The following is a 14,407-nucleotide window of genomic DNA, read 5'->3' as shown; positions in this document are numbered from 1 at the left end:
GGCCGACCTCCCCGCCGGCCGACGGACCGGCCGGGGCGCGGTGACCCGCCCCGCCGGCCCGGACAACCCACGCGCCGTGCCCGCCCGACCGCCGTGGCCGGTCGCGGTGGCCCCTCACTCGCAGCGAACCACGAAAGGTCTGGTGGGATGTCGCAGCGGCTTCCGGTCCTGACGATGACCGCGATCAGCAAGTTCTTCCCGGGAGTACGCGCCCTCGACGGCGTCGACTTCCGCCTGTTCCCCGGCGAGGTGCACGCCCTGATGGGCGAGAACGGCGCCGGCAAGTCGACCCTGATCAAGGTGCTCACCGGCGTGTACGGCACCGACGGTGGCACCGTCACCCTCGGCGGCGCGCCGGTGTCCTTCACCGGCCCGAGGCAGGCCACCGCGGCCGGCGTCAGCACCGTCTACCAGGAGGTCAACCTCTGCGCCAACCTCTCGGTCGCGGAGAACATCTTCATCGGCCGGGAACCCCGGCGGTTCGGTGCGGTGAACTGGCGCGAGATGCGCCGCCGCGCCCGGGCCCTGCTCGCCCGCCTCGACCTGCACGTCGACGTCAGCGCGCTGCTCGGCAGCTACTCCCTGGCGGTGCAGCAGATGGTGGCGATCGCCCGCGCGGTCGACATCGACGCCCGGGTGCTGATCCTGGACGAGCCCACCTCCAGCCTCGACGCCGACGAGGTGGCGCAGCTGCTGCGCATCATGCGCCAACTCCGTGACCAGGGCATCGCGATCCTCTTCGTCACCCACTTCCTCGACCAGGTGTACGGCATCGCCGACCGGATCACCGTACTGCGCAACGGACGGCTCGTCGGCGAGTACGCCACCGCCGACCTGCCCCAGCTCGCCCTGGTGGAGAAGATGATCGGCAAGGAACTCGACGCGCTGGAGCGCCTCGACGAGCAGACCGGCCGGGACCCGGCCGCCGTCGCGCGGGGCACGCCGGTGGTGGCCGCGACCGGGCTGGGCCGCTCCGGTTCGGTCGCGCCGTTCGACCTCACCATCGGCCGGGGCGAGGTGGTCGGGCTGGCCGGGCTGCTCGGGTCGGGGCGTACCGAGGTGGCCCGGCTGCTCTTCGGCGCCGACCGGGCCGACCGGGGACAGCTCACCGTCGACGGCACGCCGGTCGCCATCCGCAACCCGGTCGCCGCGATCGACCGGGACATCGCGTTCTGCTCCGAGAACCGCCGCACCGAGGGACTGGTCGGCGAGCTGTCGGTGCGGGAGAACATCATCCTGGCCATGCAGGCGGCCCGGGGCTGGCTCCGGCCCGTCCCGCGCCGACGGCAGGACGAGCTGGTACGACGCTGGATCGAGGCGCCGAGCATCCGGCCGGCCGACCCGGAGCTGCCGGTGCGCAACCTCTCCGGCGGCAACCAGCAGAAGGTCCTGCTGGCGCGGTGGCTGATCACCGAACCCCGGCTGCTCATCCTGGACGAGCCGACCCGGGGCATCGACATCGGCGCGAAGACCGAGATCCAGCGCCTGGTGGCCCGGCTCGCCGACGGCGGGATGGCGGTGCTGTTCGTCTCCGCCGAGCTGGAGGAGGTGCTGCGGCTCAGCCACAAGGTGGTGGTGATGCGGGACCGGCGGATGGTCGCCCAGCTCGCCAACGACGACAGCCTCGACGCCGAGCGCGTCATGCGGGCCATCGCCAGCGGCAGCACCCAGGACGGACCGGTGGCGGCATGAGCACGGTGCGGACACGTCTCGCGGGGGCCACCGGCCACCGGCTGTTCTGGCCGATCGTGGTGCTGCTGGTGCTGCTGGCCGCCAACGCGGTCCACCGACCCAGCTTCCTGGCCGTCGAGGTCAAGAACGGTCACCTGTACGGCAGCCTGATCGACATCGTCCGGCTCAGCGCCCCGCTCATCCTGGTCGCCCTGGGCATGTCCCTGGTCATCGCCACCGGTGGGATCGACCTCTCGGTCGGCTCGGTGGTCGCGGTCAGCGGCGCGGTGGCCTGCCTGCACATCAGCCGGCAATCCGACCAGGACAGCCTCGCCGGGGTGCTCACCGCACTGGCCCTCGCCCTCGGTGTCGCCCTGCTGCTCGGGGCGTGGAACGGGGTGCTGGTGGCGGTGATCGGCATCCAACCCATCATCGCCACGCTGATCCTCATGGTCGCCGGCCGGGGCCTGGCCCAGCTGATCACGTCCGGTCAGATCATCACCGTCAACAGCGGGCCGTACCGGACGATCGGGGTGGGGCACCTGCTCACCCTGCCGTTCGCCATCGTCGTCGCCCTCGCGGTGACCCTGCTGGTGGCGGTGCTGACCCGGCGCACCGCCCTCGGCACGATCATCGAGGCGGTCGGTGGCAACGCCGAGGCGAGCCGGCTGGCCGGCATCCGGTCGGCCCGGATCACCTTCCTGGTGTACGTGGTGAGCGCCGCCTGCGCGGCCGTCGCCGGCTTCATGATGACCGCGAACGTCTCCAGCGCCGACGGCAACGCCGCCGGGCTGTGGGTCGAACTCGACGCGATCCTGGCCGTGGTCATCGGCGGCACCGCCCTCGCCGGTGGCCGCTTCCACCTCGGCGGCACCATCGTCGGCGCGCTGATCATCCAGACCCTGACCACGTCGGTGTACGCGATGGACATCGACCCGCAGACCGCCCTGCTGTTCAAGGCGGTGGTGGTGATCGCGGTCTGTCTCATCCAGGCCCCGGCGTTCCGCGCGCGGTTCCGCCGGCGGTCGTCCACCCCGGCGGTGCCCCCGGTGGCGGGCGCCGAGACGCAGAAGGAGCAGGTCCCGGCATGACCACGAACCACCTGGCCGCGCGGGCCGGCCGAGCCCGGCGGTGGCGGGTGCCGCAGCGGCAGGTACCGGTGCTGGCGACCCTCGCCCTGCTGCTGGTCATGTACGGCGTCGGCGTCTCGCAGTACCGCGCCTTCTCCGACATCCAGGTCGTCCTCAACATCTTCATCGACAACGGCTTCCTGCTCGTGGTCGCGGTCGGCATGACCTTCGTGATCCTCACCGGCGGCATCGACCTGTCCGTCGGTTCGGTGGTGGCGATGACCGCGATGGTGTCGGCGTCCCTGCTGCGCGCCGGCCTGCCCCCGGCGCTGGTGCTGCTGATCGCCCTGCTGATCGGCCCCACCCTCGGGTTCGCGATGGGCTGCGTCATCCACCTCTTCGACATCCAGCCGTTCATCGTGACGTTGGCCGGGATGTTCTTCGCCCGCGGCATGTGCACCTGGATCAGCGCGACGTCCGTCCCGATCACCGACGGGTTCTGGACCGGCGTGGCCCAGGAACGCATCCGCGTCGGCGGGAACTTCGTGACGTACAGCGTCCTGATCGCCCTGGCCGTGGTGCTGGTGGCCGCGTACACGCTGGCGTACACCCGGCTGGGCCGCAACGTGTACGCCGTCGGCGGCAACCCGCAGTCCGCGCTGCTCATGGGCCTGCCGGTGGGCCGCACGAAGATCGCCGTCTACACCATCAGCGGGCTCTGCTCGGCGATCGGCGGCATTTTGCTCTCGTTCTACACCCTCTCCGGGGCCCCGCTGATCGCCGTCGGGATGGAACTGGACGTCATCGCCGCGGTCGTCATCGGCGGCACCCTGCTCACCGGCGGCTCCGGCTACGTGTTCGGCACCGTGCTCGGTGTCGGGGTGCTCGGCGTGATCCAGACGTTGATCACCTTCGACGGCAGCCTCAGCTCCTGGTGGACCAAGATCGTGATCGGTGGCCTGCTGTTCGCGTTCATCCTGCTCCAACGCCTTGTCGGCATCCGCAAGAAGTGACCCGACCAGCTCACCGGAAGGCAACCCCATGACCAACCCATCCCCGGCCGCCGAGGTCTGGTTCCTCACCGGCAGTCAGGGTCTCTACGGCCCGGACACCCTGCGCCAGGTGGCCGACCAGTCCCGCCGGATCGCCGCGCAGCTCGACGCCGACCCGGCCATCCCGGCCCGGGTGGTCTGGAAGCCGGTCCTCACCTCCAGCACCGACATCCTGGCGGTCTGCCGCGACGCCGCGGTGCGGGGCGCGGTCGGGGTGATCGCCTGGATGCACACCTTCTCCCCGGCCAAGATGTGGATCTCCGGCCTGGACGCGTTGCGCACCCCGCTGCTGCACCTGCACACGCAGGCCAACGTGGCGCTGCCCTGGTCCGAGATCGACATGGACTTCATGAACCTGAACCAGGCCGCCCACGGCGACCGCGAGTTCGGGTACGTGCAGACCCGGCTCGGGGTGGCCCGCAAGACGGTCGCCGGGCACGTGAGCGATCCCCGGGTCGGCGCCCGGATCGGGGCGTGGGCCCGGGCCGCGATCGGGTACGCGGCGATGCGGTCGCTGCGGCTGGCGCGATTCGGCGACAACATGCGCGACGTGGCGGTGACCGAGGGCGACAAGGTCGAGGCGGAGCTGCGCTTCGGCGTCTCGGTCAACACCTACGGCGTCAACGACCTGGTGGCCGCCGTCGACGCGGTGCCCGACGCCCGCGTCGACGCCCTCGTCAGGGAGTACGACGACAGCTTCCGGCTGGTCCCGGCGTTGCGGCCGGACGGGGACCGGCACACCTCCCTGCGCTACGCGGCCCGGATCGAGGCCGGCCTGCGCGACTTCCTCGACGCGCACGGGTTCCGGGCGTTCACCACCAACTTCGAGGACCTCGGCGGGCTGCGCCAGCTCCCCGGCATCGCCGTGCAGCGGCTGATGGCCGACGGCTACGGCTTCGGGGGTGAGGGGGACTGGAAGACCTCGGTGCTGGTGCACACGCTCAAGGCGATGTCGGTCGGCACCGACGGCGGGACGTCCTTCATGGAGGACTACACCTACGACCTGACCCCCGGTCGGGAACTCGTCCTCGGCGCGCACATGCTCGAGGTCTGCCCCAGCATCGCCGCCGGGACGCCGACCGTGGAGATCCACCCGCTGGGCATCGGCGGGCGGGAGGATCCGGTCCGGCTGGTCTTCGACGCCCGGCCCGGCCCGGCGGTGGTGCTCGGCCTGGCCGACCTGGGGGAGCGGTTCCGCCTGGTCGCCAACGAGATCGACGTGGTCGCCCCGCCGGAGCCCCTGCCGAAGCTGCCGGTGGCCCGGGCGGTGTGGCGGCCCCGGCCGAACCTGGCCGCCTCGGCGGAGGCGTGGCTCACCGCGGGCGCGCCGCACCACACGGTGCTGTCGCAGGCGGTCGGGGTCGAGGAACTGCACGACCTGGCCGAGATGGTCGCCACCGAGCTGGTGGTCATCGACGCCGCGACCACGACCCGGAGGTTGGCCGACGAACTCCGGTGGAACCAGGCCTACCACCGTCTGGCCCGGGGGTTCTGAAGCACCACACCCGCCAGCGGCTCGAATTGATCACGGCCGGCTACGATCTCGAGAAGGGGGGTGTCATGGGACAGCAGCCGGCCGCGCGCGCCGCGGTGATGAGTGACGTCGCACGACTCGCCGGTGTGTCGCACCAGACCGTGTCCCGGGTGCTCAACAACCACCCGAGCGTCCGCCAGGAGACCCGGGAACGGGTGCTGCGCGCGGTGCGCCAGCTCAACTACCGGCCCAACGCCCTGGCCCGTGGGCTCGCCGGCCGGCGCTCCCGGGTCATCGGCGTGGTCAGCTTCGACACCATCCTGTACGGCCCGGCGGCCACCCTGCTCGGCATCGAGCGCGCCGCCCGGGCGGCCGGCTACGGCATCAGCATCGTCACCCTGGAACGGCTCGACCGGGCCGGGATGAGGTCGGCCCTCGACGCGTTGACCGAGCAGTCGGTGGCCGGGGTGGTGCTGATCGCCCCGATGCTGACCGCGGCGATGGCCGTCCACGGGCTGCCGACCGGCGTACCGGCCGTGGTGGTGGAGTCCGGCGGGGCCGGCGAACTGCCCAGCATCTCGGTCGACCAGGTCGCCGGGGCCCGGCTGGCCGTCGAGCACCTGCTCTCCCTCGGGCACCCGACGGTGTGGCACATCGCCGGCCCCCGGGACTGGCTGGAGGCCCGCGACCGGGTCGACGGCTGGCGGCTGGCCCTGGAGGTGGCCGGTCGTCCGGTCCCGCCGGTGCTCCAGGGGGACTGGAGCCCGCGTGCCGGCTACGAGATCGGGCAGTCCCTGGCCGACCGGCCGGACGTCACCGCGATCTTCTGCGCCAACGACCAGCAGGCGCTCGGCCTGCTCCGCTCGCTGCACCAACGGGGCGTACGGGTCCCGGAGGACGTCAGCGTGGTCGGATTCGACGACATCCCCGAAGCGGAGTACCTGTCACCACCGTTGACCACCGTCCGGCAGGACTTCGACGAGGTCGGCCGCCGGTGTGTCGCCACCCTGCTGGAGCTGTTCGGTCAGCCGGCCGGACACACCACGGACCCCCAGGTCGAACCGACGCTCGTCGTGCGCGCCAGCAGCGGCGCCTCCCGGGGCTGACCGGACACGCGCCCGGACCGGCCCGGACGGCTGGCCGACCCGTGGGTGTCGGCCAGCCCGACACCCACGGATCAGACGGATCAGCCGACGTCGAAGACGCCCTGCCGGACGGCCTCGTTCCAGGTGACCTGGGCGATCTTGTTCTGTCCGCTGATCGACGGGTGGAAGCCGTCGAGGACCGACAGGTCGGATGCGGTGAACGGGGCGTTGTGCACCGCGCCGTTGTCGTAGAACACGTTGGCCCGCTCCGCGGCGAGCTTGGCCAGCCGCTGGTTGTACTCGTCGACCCGGGCCTCCACCGCGGCGCGCCGCGCGTTCGCGGCGGACGAGGTGTCGGTCGGGTTGGCCAGCATCACCTCGCAGATGCCGATCAGGTTCCAGCGCGTCCGGATCAGGAAGTTCTGCTGACCGATCCGGTAGAGCGACATCATGCTCGGCACCGAGGCCAGCAGCACCCGGGTGTCCGGGTTCTCGGCCCTGATGATGTCGAGGGCCTTGCGCACGTTCGCCTCGAAGGTGTCGGGCGCGGTGGTACCCGACGGGGTCGAGGCGTAGCAGATGTCGTTGCCGCCGATCAGGATGGTCACGTAGTCGGCGTCGGCGTTGGCGAGGGCGTTGGTCGCCTGGGTGGCCAGGTGGACCGAGCGCTCGCCACCCTTGGCGTAGTTGCCGCCGGTCATGTCGACCCCGTACGCCTCCAGCCGCCGCAGGTGCGATTCGACGGACGTGCTGGTGCCGGTGGACCAGGAGTTCTGCGGCTGGGTGTTCTGGGTCCCGTCGGCGACGGCGGCCCGGGTGATGGAGTCGCCGAGCGCGACCATCCGCGCGCTCGTGGGCACCGCCGCGACGGCGGTCGACGGGGCCAGGACCGAGGCGGTCACCACGGCCGCGACGCTGAGGAGGAGGGTCCGGTGGGAGATCACAGGGGCTCCGGAAGGTGGGTCGGGAGGCTCGCCGTCCGCCGGACCGGACCGCTGGTCCGGGTACGGGCGACGACTGACACCCGCGAGCGTAGAACTTGACGATCATCACTGTCAGCAGTCGACGGCGATCGTCCGGCCACGTTACGGAATCGACGCCGACCCGGGCGTCCGGGTTCCTCGGGCCGGTCCCGGTGAGCCGGACGGTCCGGACCGGGGCGGTGGACCCGGGTGCCTCCGGTGGTCGACCTCTGACATGATCCTCGCCGTGTGGTCCCCACGTGTCGCCCCGTCCGGCAACCACGACCCGGACGGTGCCCGATGACCGCCGAGCTGACCGACCGACTGGTCGACGAGCACACGATCCTCCAGGTGGTCGTGGGTTCCCGCGCCTTCGGTCTGGCCGGTCCGGCCTCGGACACCGACCGGCGTGGTGTGTACGCGCTGCCGGCGGCGGCGTTCTGGCCGCTGACCAAGCCGGCGCCGCACCACGAGGGGCCGTTGCCGGAACAGTTCCGCTGGGAGGTCGAGCGGGTCTGCGTTCTCGGGCTGGCCGCCAACCCGAACGTCCTGGAGGTCCTGCACTCGCCCCTGGTGGAGACCTGCACCCCGCTCGGCGGGGAACTGCGCGACCTCACACCGGCGTTCCTGTCCCGCCGGGTCGCCGACACCTACCTGCGCTACGCCACCGCACAGTTCGCCAAGGCGCAGCGTGGCGTCGAGCGCGACGGCACGCCCGTGTGGCGGCACGTGACCCACCTGGTCCGACTGCTCGCCGCCGGTGGACACCTGATCCGGACCGGGGAACTGGTGCTCGACGTGGGCGCCGACCGGGACCGGCTGCTGGCGCTGAAGGCGGGTGCCCTGCCCTGGCCCGAGGTGGTGGCCTGGCGGGACCGGCTCACCGACCGGCTGACCGCCGACCTGGAGCGCAGTCCGCTACCGGAGCACCCCGACACCGACCGCGTCGAACGGTGGCTGGTGTCGGTCCGCCGCCGGTCGGTCGGGGGTCCGGCATGACGGCGCTGGCGGCGGCGGGACTGCCGCCGGGTGTGGACCTCGCGGCCGTGGTGGGGGAGCAGCCGTACCCGTTGCTCTTCGCCACCGTCTCCGGCGCGCACCTGTACGGTTTCCCGTCCCGGGACTCCGACGTGGACCTGCGCGGTGTGCACCTGCTGCCGGTCGCCGACCTGGTCGGGTTGGGCGAGCCGGCGGAGACCCGGACCGCGATGTGGCACGAGGACGGTGTGGAGCTGGACCTGGTCACCCACGACCTGCGCAAGTTCGTGCGGTTGATGCTGCGGCGCAACGGCTATGTGCTGGAGCAGCTGCTGTCGCCGCTGGTGGTGCGGACCTCACCGGTGCACGCCGCGCTGGTCGAGCTGGCGCCGGCGGTGCTGACCCGGCACCACGGCCACCACTACCGTGGCTTCGCCGCCACCCAGCGGCGGCTGTTCGAGCGGACCGGCGAGCTGAAACCGCTGCTCTACACCTTCCGGGCCCTGCTGACCGGCGTCCACCTGATGCGCACCGGCCGGGTCGAGACGCACCTGCCGACCCTGCTCGACGCCGAGCCGGCCCCGGCGTACCTGGCCGACCTGGTCACGGCGAAGCGCACCGCCGAACACGGCCCTCTCGGCGACCTGGTCCCGCACGACGTCCTCGCCGGGGACCTGGACGCGCTGGCCGCCCGGCTGGAGCGGGCCCAGCAGGACAGCGCACTGCCGGACCAGCCGTCCGGCACCCGGGACCTCGACGCGCTCGTGACCCGGGTCCGGCTGGCGGAGTACGCCGGATGACGCCGGCCCGGGCGACACTGCCCGGGCCGGCGACCGACGGTCAGCGGATCACACCGCCGCCACCCGGTTGTCCACGATGGACGCGAAGGTGGACTGCGGCTCGATGAGGCCCCACTTCACCATCCAGCGGTGCGTCCGCTCGAACTCGCCCTCCGGGTACGGCTCCGGGTCGGCGTAGCGCAGCCGGCCGAGCCGGAAGTCCGCCGGCTCCAGCTTCACCACGTCCTCGGGCACCTCCTCGACGAAGTGGTGCAGGTACGGCCGGATGTCCTCGTTGATCTTCCGTACCGCCCGGCGGACGGCGCGGTCGACCGCGGCGAAGGTCTCCGGGTCCAGGTCGGCACTGGCGATCTCCGAGCCGACGTAGAACGCCTCGGTGATCAGCACGTAGCCGAGCTTCTCCGCGGCCGTGGTCCACGGCTCCATCAGCGCGACCGCGTCGATCTCGCCGTCGCGCAGTTTGCGGAACCGTTCGGCCGGTCCGCCGGCGTGCACCACCTTGATCTCGTCCGGTTCGAGGAAGCCCTCCAACGACTGGATCGCCAGGTAGTGCGAGCCGTGGTGGAAGTTCACCCCGACCGTCCGGTTGGCCAGGCTCTGCGGGTGCAGGATGCCGGAGTCCGGCCGGACGAAGATCGCCTGGCTGGCGACCGCCGCCCGCTTGGCGATGATCTGGCCGCCCCGGGTGCTGTCGTGCGAACGGCGGATCTGCCCCCACTCGCAGGCGCGGTAGAGCGAGACGTCGCCGCTCTCGAACGGCGTGGAGATACCGCCGAACGAGCTGACCAGTTCGTGCTCCTCGATCGGCTTGAGCACGGCGTCGTACGTGCCGGCAGCGACCAGTTCCAGGTCGATGCCCTCCTCGGCGAAGTAGCCGTGCTCCAGCGCGACGAGGTAGGGGAGGGTGAAGATGGCGCCGCTGCGGACGCTCCTGACCTTCTTCAGTGCCACCGTGGTGGTCCTTTCCGTGGGTGTCGTCATCGGGTGGGTGTCGTGACGGGGGTTGTCGCGGACAGGCGGGCGTTCGTCACCACCTCCGTCCGGGCCGGCGGTGGGCGGAACAGCCGCCACGTCGCCCCGGCGGCGAGCGCGGCGATGACCGCCACCAGCCCGTACGCGACGCGCAGGGCGGTGACGTACTCCTGCCCGGAGTCGGCGGCGACCCGGGCGAGGTCGTCGGTGGGCTGGCCGGACGCGGCGAGGACCGACACCAGGACGGCGCCGAGTCCGGCGACGCCGAGGTTGGTGCCGACCTGCCGGGCGGCGCTGGTGATGGCGCTGGCCACGCCGGCCCGGTCGCCGGGCAGGCTGGTCACCGCCGCGTTGGTGGCCGGCGGGTTGACCAGCCCCATGCCCGCCCCGAGCAGGAGGTAGCCGACCAGCAGCAGGGGCAGCCACGCGTCGGTGGCGACCACCAGGGCGAGCAGGGTCATGGACGCCACGAAGCACAGGTGCCCGACCGTGGCGGGGAGCCGGCCCCCGTGCCGGCCGACGACGCGACCGGAGACGTTGGCCAGGATCAGGGTGCCGACCGTGGTGGGCAGGGTGAGCAGCCCGGTGGCCAGCGGGCTGAACCCGAGCACCTGTTGCAGGTGGAAGGTGTTGACGAAGGTGAACCCGCCCAGCGCGAGGTAGGCCACGACCGCGCTGAGCACCGCGCCGCGCAGTGCGGGGACGGCCAGGTGCGCCGGGTCGAGGACCGGGTCCGCCCGCCGCCGGGCGGCGGGGGCGTACCCGAGTGCGGCGGCCAGGCCGACCGCGCCGGCGACCAGGACCGCCCCGCTGGTCCAGCCCCGGCTCGGCCCGTCGATCAGCGTGAACGTGAAGCCGACCAGGGCCAGGGCGGCCAGGGCGTTGCCGACCGCGTCCAGCCGGCGCGGCGGGCCGTCGACCCGCCCCTCGGGCAGCAGCCAGGTGCCCAGGTACAGCAGTGCCGCCCCGCCGACCCCGACCCAGAACACGCTGCGCCACCCGGCCGCCTGCACCAGGACCCCGCCGACCAGCGGGCCGCAGGCCGCCGAGACGCCGGCCGTGGCGCTCCAGGTCCCCAGTGCCCGGCCGCGCTGCCCGGCGTCGGGGAAGAGGCTGGTGATCAGGGCCAGCGCCGGCGGCGCCATCAGGGCACCGCCGGCTCCCTGGAGACCCCGGCTGCCGACCAGCCAGACCGCGTCCGGCGCGACGCTGCACGCCAGTGAGCCGACCACGAAGACACCCAGGCCGAGCCGGAAGATCCGCCGTCGCCCGTACCGGTCGGCGATCGCGCCGCACAGCAGGGTGAGGCTGGCCCGTACCAACGCGTTGCTGGCCGCCACCCACTGGAGTTCGGCCGTCGCCAGCCGCAGGTCACGCTGAAGCGAGGGGAGGGCCAGGTTCAGCGCGGCGCCGTCCAGGACGCCGAGGAACAGCGTCCCGCAGCAGACCAGCAGGGCGGCGCGGCTGCGCCGGGGCAGGGCCATCTCAGAGCTTCTCGTACACCGGCCGGTCGGCGCGCCGTTTCAGCACGCCGGCCTCCAGGGCCACGTCGATCTGCTTGTCGATGTTGGCGAAGACGGTGTCGTCCCAGACGTCGCCGTAGACCGGCACCAGGCGGCTGGGCAGCAGCTCGATGGCCTTCTTCTCGTCCGCCGGGATGCCGTAGTCGGCGTGGTACCGGGCGGTCAGCGTCGGATCCTCCTTGATCAGCCGCCAGGCCTCCGCGGTGAGGTCGACGTACGCCTTCGCGGTCTCCCGGTTGGCGGCCAGCCAGTCGCGGCGTACCGCCGTGCCGTTGAGGAAGAGGGGACTGCGGTCGCCGGTGCCCCGCTGCCAGAGTTCGCTGACCGAGGCGAGCTGCCGGTTGCCCTTGGCGACCAGCCGGGTGGCGTTGGGCTCGATCGCGATGATCGCGTCGAGGTCGCCGCGTTCGTAGAGCGCCAGGTTGGCGATCGGCTGGCCGGTGAAGAGCCGGTACTCCCGGGCGAAGTCGATCCCGTTGACCGCCGAGGCGAGCGCGGCGGCCCGGTAGGTGTCGCTGCTGGGCGGCTGGACGCCGACCTTTCGGCCCTTCAGGTCGGCCACCGTCCGGTACGGACTGTCGGCGGGCACGATCCAACTCCCGTGGTTCCACAGCGACGGCCCGACGATCACGATGTCGTGGCCGCTGGTGTTGACCTCGGTCGCGCCCAGCGGGCCGAACGCGTAGATGTCCAGCACGCCGGTGAGCAGTTGCTCCTGCCCCGCGCCGGGGCCGCCACCGGCCTTGCGGTCCAGGCTGAGCCGGTGCTTGGCCTCCAGGCCGAACTGCTCCACCACGGAGTCGCGGATCGCTCCGGCCGTCCCGGGGCTGCGGGGCTGCACCTTGGCGCGCAGCGGGCCGCCGGTGCCGGCGGTGGCCGGCTCGTCCCGGCCGCAGGCGGCCAGCAGCGCGGTCGCGCCGGCCCCGCCGACGAGCAGGCCGGCGGCACGGAGCAACGAACGTCGGTCGAGTTGAGACACGGGGTGTTCCCTCCGGATGGTCATGCGATTTCCGCCACGATCTGGCGGTGGATGTCGAACAGTTCGGGGTCCTCGGGGGTACGCGGGCGGGGCCGGTCGATGCGGTACTCCCACACCACCCGGGCCGGTCGGCCGCCGAGCACCAGCACCCGGTCGGCGACGAACGCGGCTTCCAGGGCGTTGTGGGTGACCAGCAGCCCGGTGCGGGGTCGGCGCAGCCACAACTCCTGGAGCAGCAGTCGCAGCCGGCGGGCGGTCAGTTCGTCGAGGGCGCTGAACGGCTCGTCGAGCAGGAGGAGTTGGGGCTGGACGACGAAGGCCCGGGCCACCGCGACCCGTTGGCGCTGCCCACCGGAGAGCACCGACGGGTAGGAGCGGGCGTAGTCGGTCAGGCCGACCGCGTCGAGGATCCGGGCCACCTCGGCGGTGTCCACCCCGGCGGCGCGGGCGGCCAGCCGGACGTTGGTCTCGACCGGGGCCCAGTCGAGCAGCCGGGGCTGCTGGAACACCATGCCGACCCGGGGTGGCGCGTCGCCGGTGTCGATCCGACCGGTGTCGGGGCGTTCCAGGCCGGCGACCAGGTGCATCAGGGTGGTCTTGCCGGTGCCGGACGCCCCGACCACGGCGACGAGTTCGTCCGGGGCGAGGGTGAGGGAGAAGTCGCGGAAGATCTGCTGCCGCTCACCGGTGCGCCGGTCGGTGTAGGTCTTGTCGACCCGGTCGAGCCTCACCCGGACGCTCATCGCACGGCCACCCTCCGCCAGCGGGTCGCCCGGCGTTCCAGCACCTGCACCAGGCCGTACTCGATGGCCGCCATGACCAGGGCGAAGGCGATCGTCCAGGCGAGCACACCGGCCACGTTGTGCTGGGAGAACTCCAGGTTGAGCTGGTAGCCGACGCCGTCGGCGAGGCCGAAGATCTCCACCAGGACGATGACCTTCCAGGCCATCGCGACACCGAGCCGGGCCCCGGTGAACAGATCGGGGACGATCGCCGGGATCCACACGTGACGTAGCCGGGTGAGCGCGTCGAAGCGGTAGACGTGTGCCATCTCGCCCAGGGCCGGGTCGACCGCGCGCACGCCCTGGGCGACGTTGAGGGTGAGCGCCGGGGCGGCGGCCAGGGCCACGGTGAGGATCGGGTTGAGCAGGCTCACCCCGAACCAGATGACGCAGAGCAGCGCCTTGACCAGCCCCGGGGTGGCCAGTCCGATGAGCACGGCGGGTTCGAGGAAGCGGCGGAGCCACTCGTTGCGGCCCATCGCGATGCCGGCGGCGACCGAGACGACGAACGCCACCGCGAAGCCCAGCCCGACCCGGGTGAGCGTGACCCGGGTGTTCTCCCACAGCGTGCCGCTGGTGGTGATGTCGGTCAGCTCGCGGGCGATGTCGGTGAGGCCCGGGATCAGCGCGCTGTCGGAGGTGTCCGCCATCAGCTGCCAGCCGGCGGCGAGGAGACCCACCAGCAGCAGCGCGGGCAGCGGACGGGTCAGGCGGGCCCGCCGGCCGGGGGAGGGCGGCCGGTCGGGGGGTGTGGCGGAGGTCCCGGAACGGGCGACCTCATCGGCGCCGACGGGGTGCGTGAGGGTCATCGCCATCCCATCTATCGGTACACGGCCGCAGTCACGGCAAGGGGTGGACCGCCTTCGACAAGGGCGATCTTCGGATTCCCTATGGTGTCGATAGGATTAGTGGGTTAGCAAGAAATCTCTCGTATTCTGGGATTTGCGGAGGGGTTGTCGGCGCTCGGTGGCCGGGGTCCTACGCCGGGTCGACCGTGCGCAGGCACCGGGCCGCGTGGTCGTGCGGGGCGGCGGCCGGGTCGGGCGGGCCGTCGACCAC

At 72.4% G+C, this 14,407-nt stretch carries 13 protein-coding genes; 7 read left to right on the top strand and 6 right to left on the bottom strand.

What is annotated here, in order from left to right:
- The first annotated feature begins 147 nt into the window (after window positions 1-147).
- The 5 genes from IGA62_RS28675 (at window position 148) to IGA62_RS28655 (ending at window position 6,373) form a co-directional block, all read left to right on the top strand.
- Window positions 148-1,692, top strand: a complete 1,545-nt coding sequence (locus IGA62_RS28675; RefSeq protein WP_145817589.1) for a sugar ABC transporter ATP-binding protein — start codon at window positions 148-150, stop codon at window positions 1,690-1,692.
- Window positions 1,689-2,762, top strand: coding sequence for an ABC transporter permease (locus tag IGA62_RS28670; protein ID WP_145817591.1), 1,074 nt, complete (start codon window positions 1,689-1,691; stop codon window positions 2,760-2,762). Before IGA62_RS28675 ends, IGA62_RS28670 begins: the two co-directional genes overlap by 4 nt.
- Window positions 2,759-3,754: a galactofuranose ABC transporter, permease protein YjfF gene (yjfF, locus tag IGA62_RS28665; RefSeq protein ID WP_145817593.1), complete on the top strand. Its 996-nt coding sequence runs from the start codon at window positions 2,759-2,761 to the stop codon at window positions 3,752-3,754. The genes IGA62_RS28670 and yjfF overlap by 4 nt, the downstream gene beginning before the upstream one ends.
- A 28-nt stretch (window positions 3,755-3,782) precedes the next feature.
- Window positions 3,783-5,288 carry an L-arabinose isomerase gene (gene araA / locus IGA62_RS28660; protein ID WP_145817595.1) on the top strand — a complete coding sequence of 502 codons (1,506 nt, stop codon included), beginning with the start codon at window positions 3,783-3,785 and terminating at the stop codon, window positions 5,286-5,288.
- A 65-nt stretch (window positions 5,289-5,353) separates the two neighbouring features.
- Complete coding sequence (locus IGA62_RS28655; RefSeq protein WP_145817597.1) at window positions 5,354-6,373, top strand: LacI family DNA-binding transcriptional regulator; 1,020 nt, start codon at window positions 5,354-5,356, stop codon at window positions 6,371-6,373.
- Window positions 6,374-6,453: 80 nt separating this feature from the next.
- Here IGA62_RS28655 and IGA62_RS28650 read toward each other — a convergent pair whose 3' ends face one another.
- A complete protein-coding gene (locus IGA62_RS28650; protein ID WP_145817599.1) occupies window positions 6,454-7,296 on the bottom strand; it encodes an SGNH/GDSL hydrolase family protein in 843 nt (280 codons plus the stop codon).
- 318 nt (window positions 7,297-7,614) lie between these two features.
- On the opposite strand from IGA62_RS28650, the gene IGA62_RS28645 reads away from it, so the two are divergent.
- Both IGA62_RS28645 and IGA62_RS28640 read left to right on the top strand, forming a co-directional pair.
- On the top strand, window positions 7,615-8,313 hold the full coding sequence (locus IGA62_RS28645; protein WP_145817601.1) for a nucleotidyltransferase domain-containing protein: 699 nt from the start codon (window positions 7,615-7,617) through the stop codon (window positions 8,311-8,313).
- Window positions 8,310-9,092 carry a nucleotidyltransferase domain-containing protein gene (locus IGA62_RS28640; RefSeq protein ID WP_145817603.1) on the top strand — a complete coding sequence of 261 codons (783 nt, stop codon included), beginning with the start codon at window positions 8,310-8,312 and terminating at the stop codon, window positions 9,090-9,092. Before IGA62_RS28645 ends, IGA62_RS28640 begins: the two co-directional genes overlap by 4 nt.
- Before the next feature lie 48 nt (window positions 9,093-9,140).
- Here IGA62_RS28640 and IGA62_RS28635 read toward each other — a convergent pair whose 3' ends face one another.
- From IGA62_RS28635 to IGA62_RS28615, 5 genes are read right to left on the bottom strand one after another with little or no spacing between them, the layout of a single operon-like run.
- The gene (locus tag IGA62_RS28635; protein ID WP_198501143.1) at window positions 9,141-10,043 is read right to left on the bottom strand and encodes an ABC transporter substrate-binding protein; all 903 of its coding nucleotides are present in this window, start codon (window positions 10,041-10,043) and stop codon (window positions 9,141-9,143) included.
- 26 nt (window positions 10,044-10,069) lie between these two features.
- Window positions 10,070-11,548, bottom strand: a complete 1,479-nt coding sequence (locus tag IGA62_RS28630; protein WP_145817607.1) for an MFS transporter — start codon at window positions 11,546-11,548, stop codon at window positions 10,070-10,072.
- Between the two features lies 1 nt (window position 11,549).
- Window positions 11,550-12,566, bottom strand: coding sequence for an ABC transporter substrate-binding protein (locus tag IGA62_RS28625; protein WP_186499822.1), 1,017 nt, complete (start codon window positions 12,564-12,566; stop codon window positions 11,550-11,552).
- 20 nt (window positions 12,567-12,586) lie between these two features.
- Entirely contained in the window at window positions 12,587-13,309 is a 723-nt protein-coding gene (locus IGA62_RS28620; RefSeq protein WP_145817611.1) for an ABC transporter ATP-binding protein, read from the bottom strand.
- Complete coding sequence (locus IGA62_RS28615) at window positions 13,306-14,157, bottom strand: ABC transporter permease (RefSeq protein ID WP_198501142.1); 852 nt, start codon at window positions 14,155-14,157, stop codon at window positions 13,306-13,308. Before IGA62_RS28615 ends, IGA62_RS28620 begins: the two co-directional genes overlap by 4 nt.
- Window positions 14,158-14,407: the final 250 nt, after the last annotated feature.

The sequence above is a fragment of the Micromonospora sagamiensis genome (genome assembly GCF_014680085.1).
Lineage (GTDB): Bacteria > Actinomycetota > Actinomycetes > Mycobacteriales > Micromonosporaceae > Micromonospora > Micromonospora inyonensis.
The sequence above is the reverse complement of the archived record's forward strand: the minus strand, read 5'-3'. Positions and strand labels throughout refer to the sequence as shown.

Bases quoted from the DNA above. Each gene is read 5' to 3' on its own strand.
- yjfF (WP_145817593.1), top strand. From the start codon at position 2,759: ATGACCACGAACCACCTGGCCGCGCGGGCCGGCCGAGCCCGGCGGTGG.
- IGA62_RS28640 (WP_145817603.1), top strand. From the start codon at position 8,310: ATGACGGCGCTGGCGGCGGCGGGACTGCCGCCGGGTGTGGACCTCGCG.
- araA (WP_145817595.1), top strand. From the start codon at position 3,783: ATGACCAACCCATCCCCGGCCGCCGAGGTCTGGTTCCTCACCGGCAGT.
- IGA62_RS28675 (WP_145817589.1), top strand. From the start codon at position 148: ATGTCGCAGCGGCTTCCGGTCCTGACGATGACCGCGATCAGCAAGTTC.
- IGA62_RS28615 (WP_198501142.1), bottom strand. From the start codon at position 14,157: ATGACCCTCACGCACCCCGTCGGCGCCGATGAGGTCGCCCGTTCCGGG.
- IGA62_RS28620 (WP_145817611.1), bottom strand. From the start codon at position 13,309: ATGAGCGTCCGGGTGAGGCTCGACCGGGTCGACAAGACCTACACCGAC.
- IGA62_RS28670 (WP_145817591.1), top strand. From the start codon at position 1,689: ATGAGCACGGTGCGGACACGTCTCGCGGGGGCCACCGGCCACCGGCTG.
- IGA62_RS28655 (WP_145817597.1), top strand. From the start codon at position 5,354: ATGGGACAGCAGCCGGCCGCGCGCGCCGCGGTGATGAGTGACGTCGCA.
- IGA62_RS28645 (WP_145817601.1), top strand. From the start codon at position 7,615: ATGACCGCCGAGCTGACCGACCGACTGGTCGACGAGCACACGATCCTC.
- IGA62_RS28630 (WP_145817607.1), bottom strand. From the start codon at position 11,548: ATGGCCCTGCCCCGGCGCAGCCGCGCCGCCCTGCTGGTCTGCTGCGGG.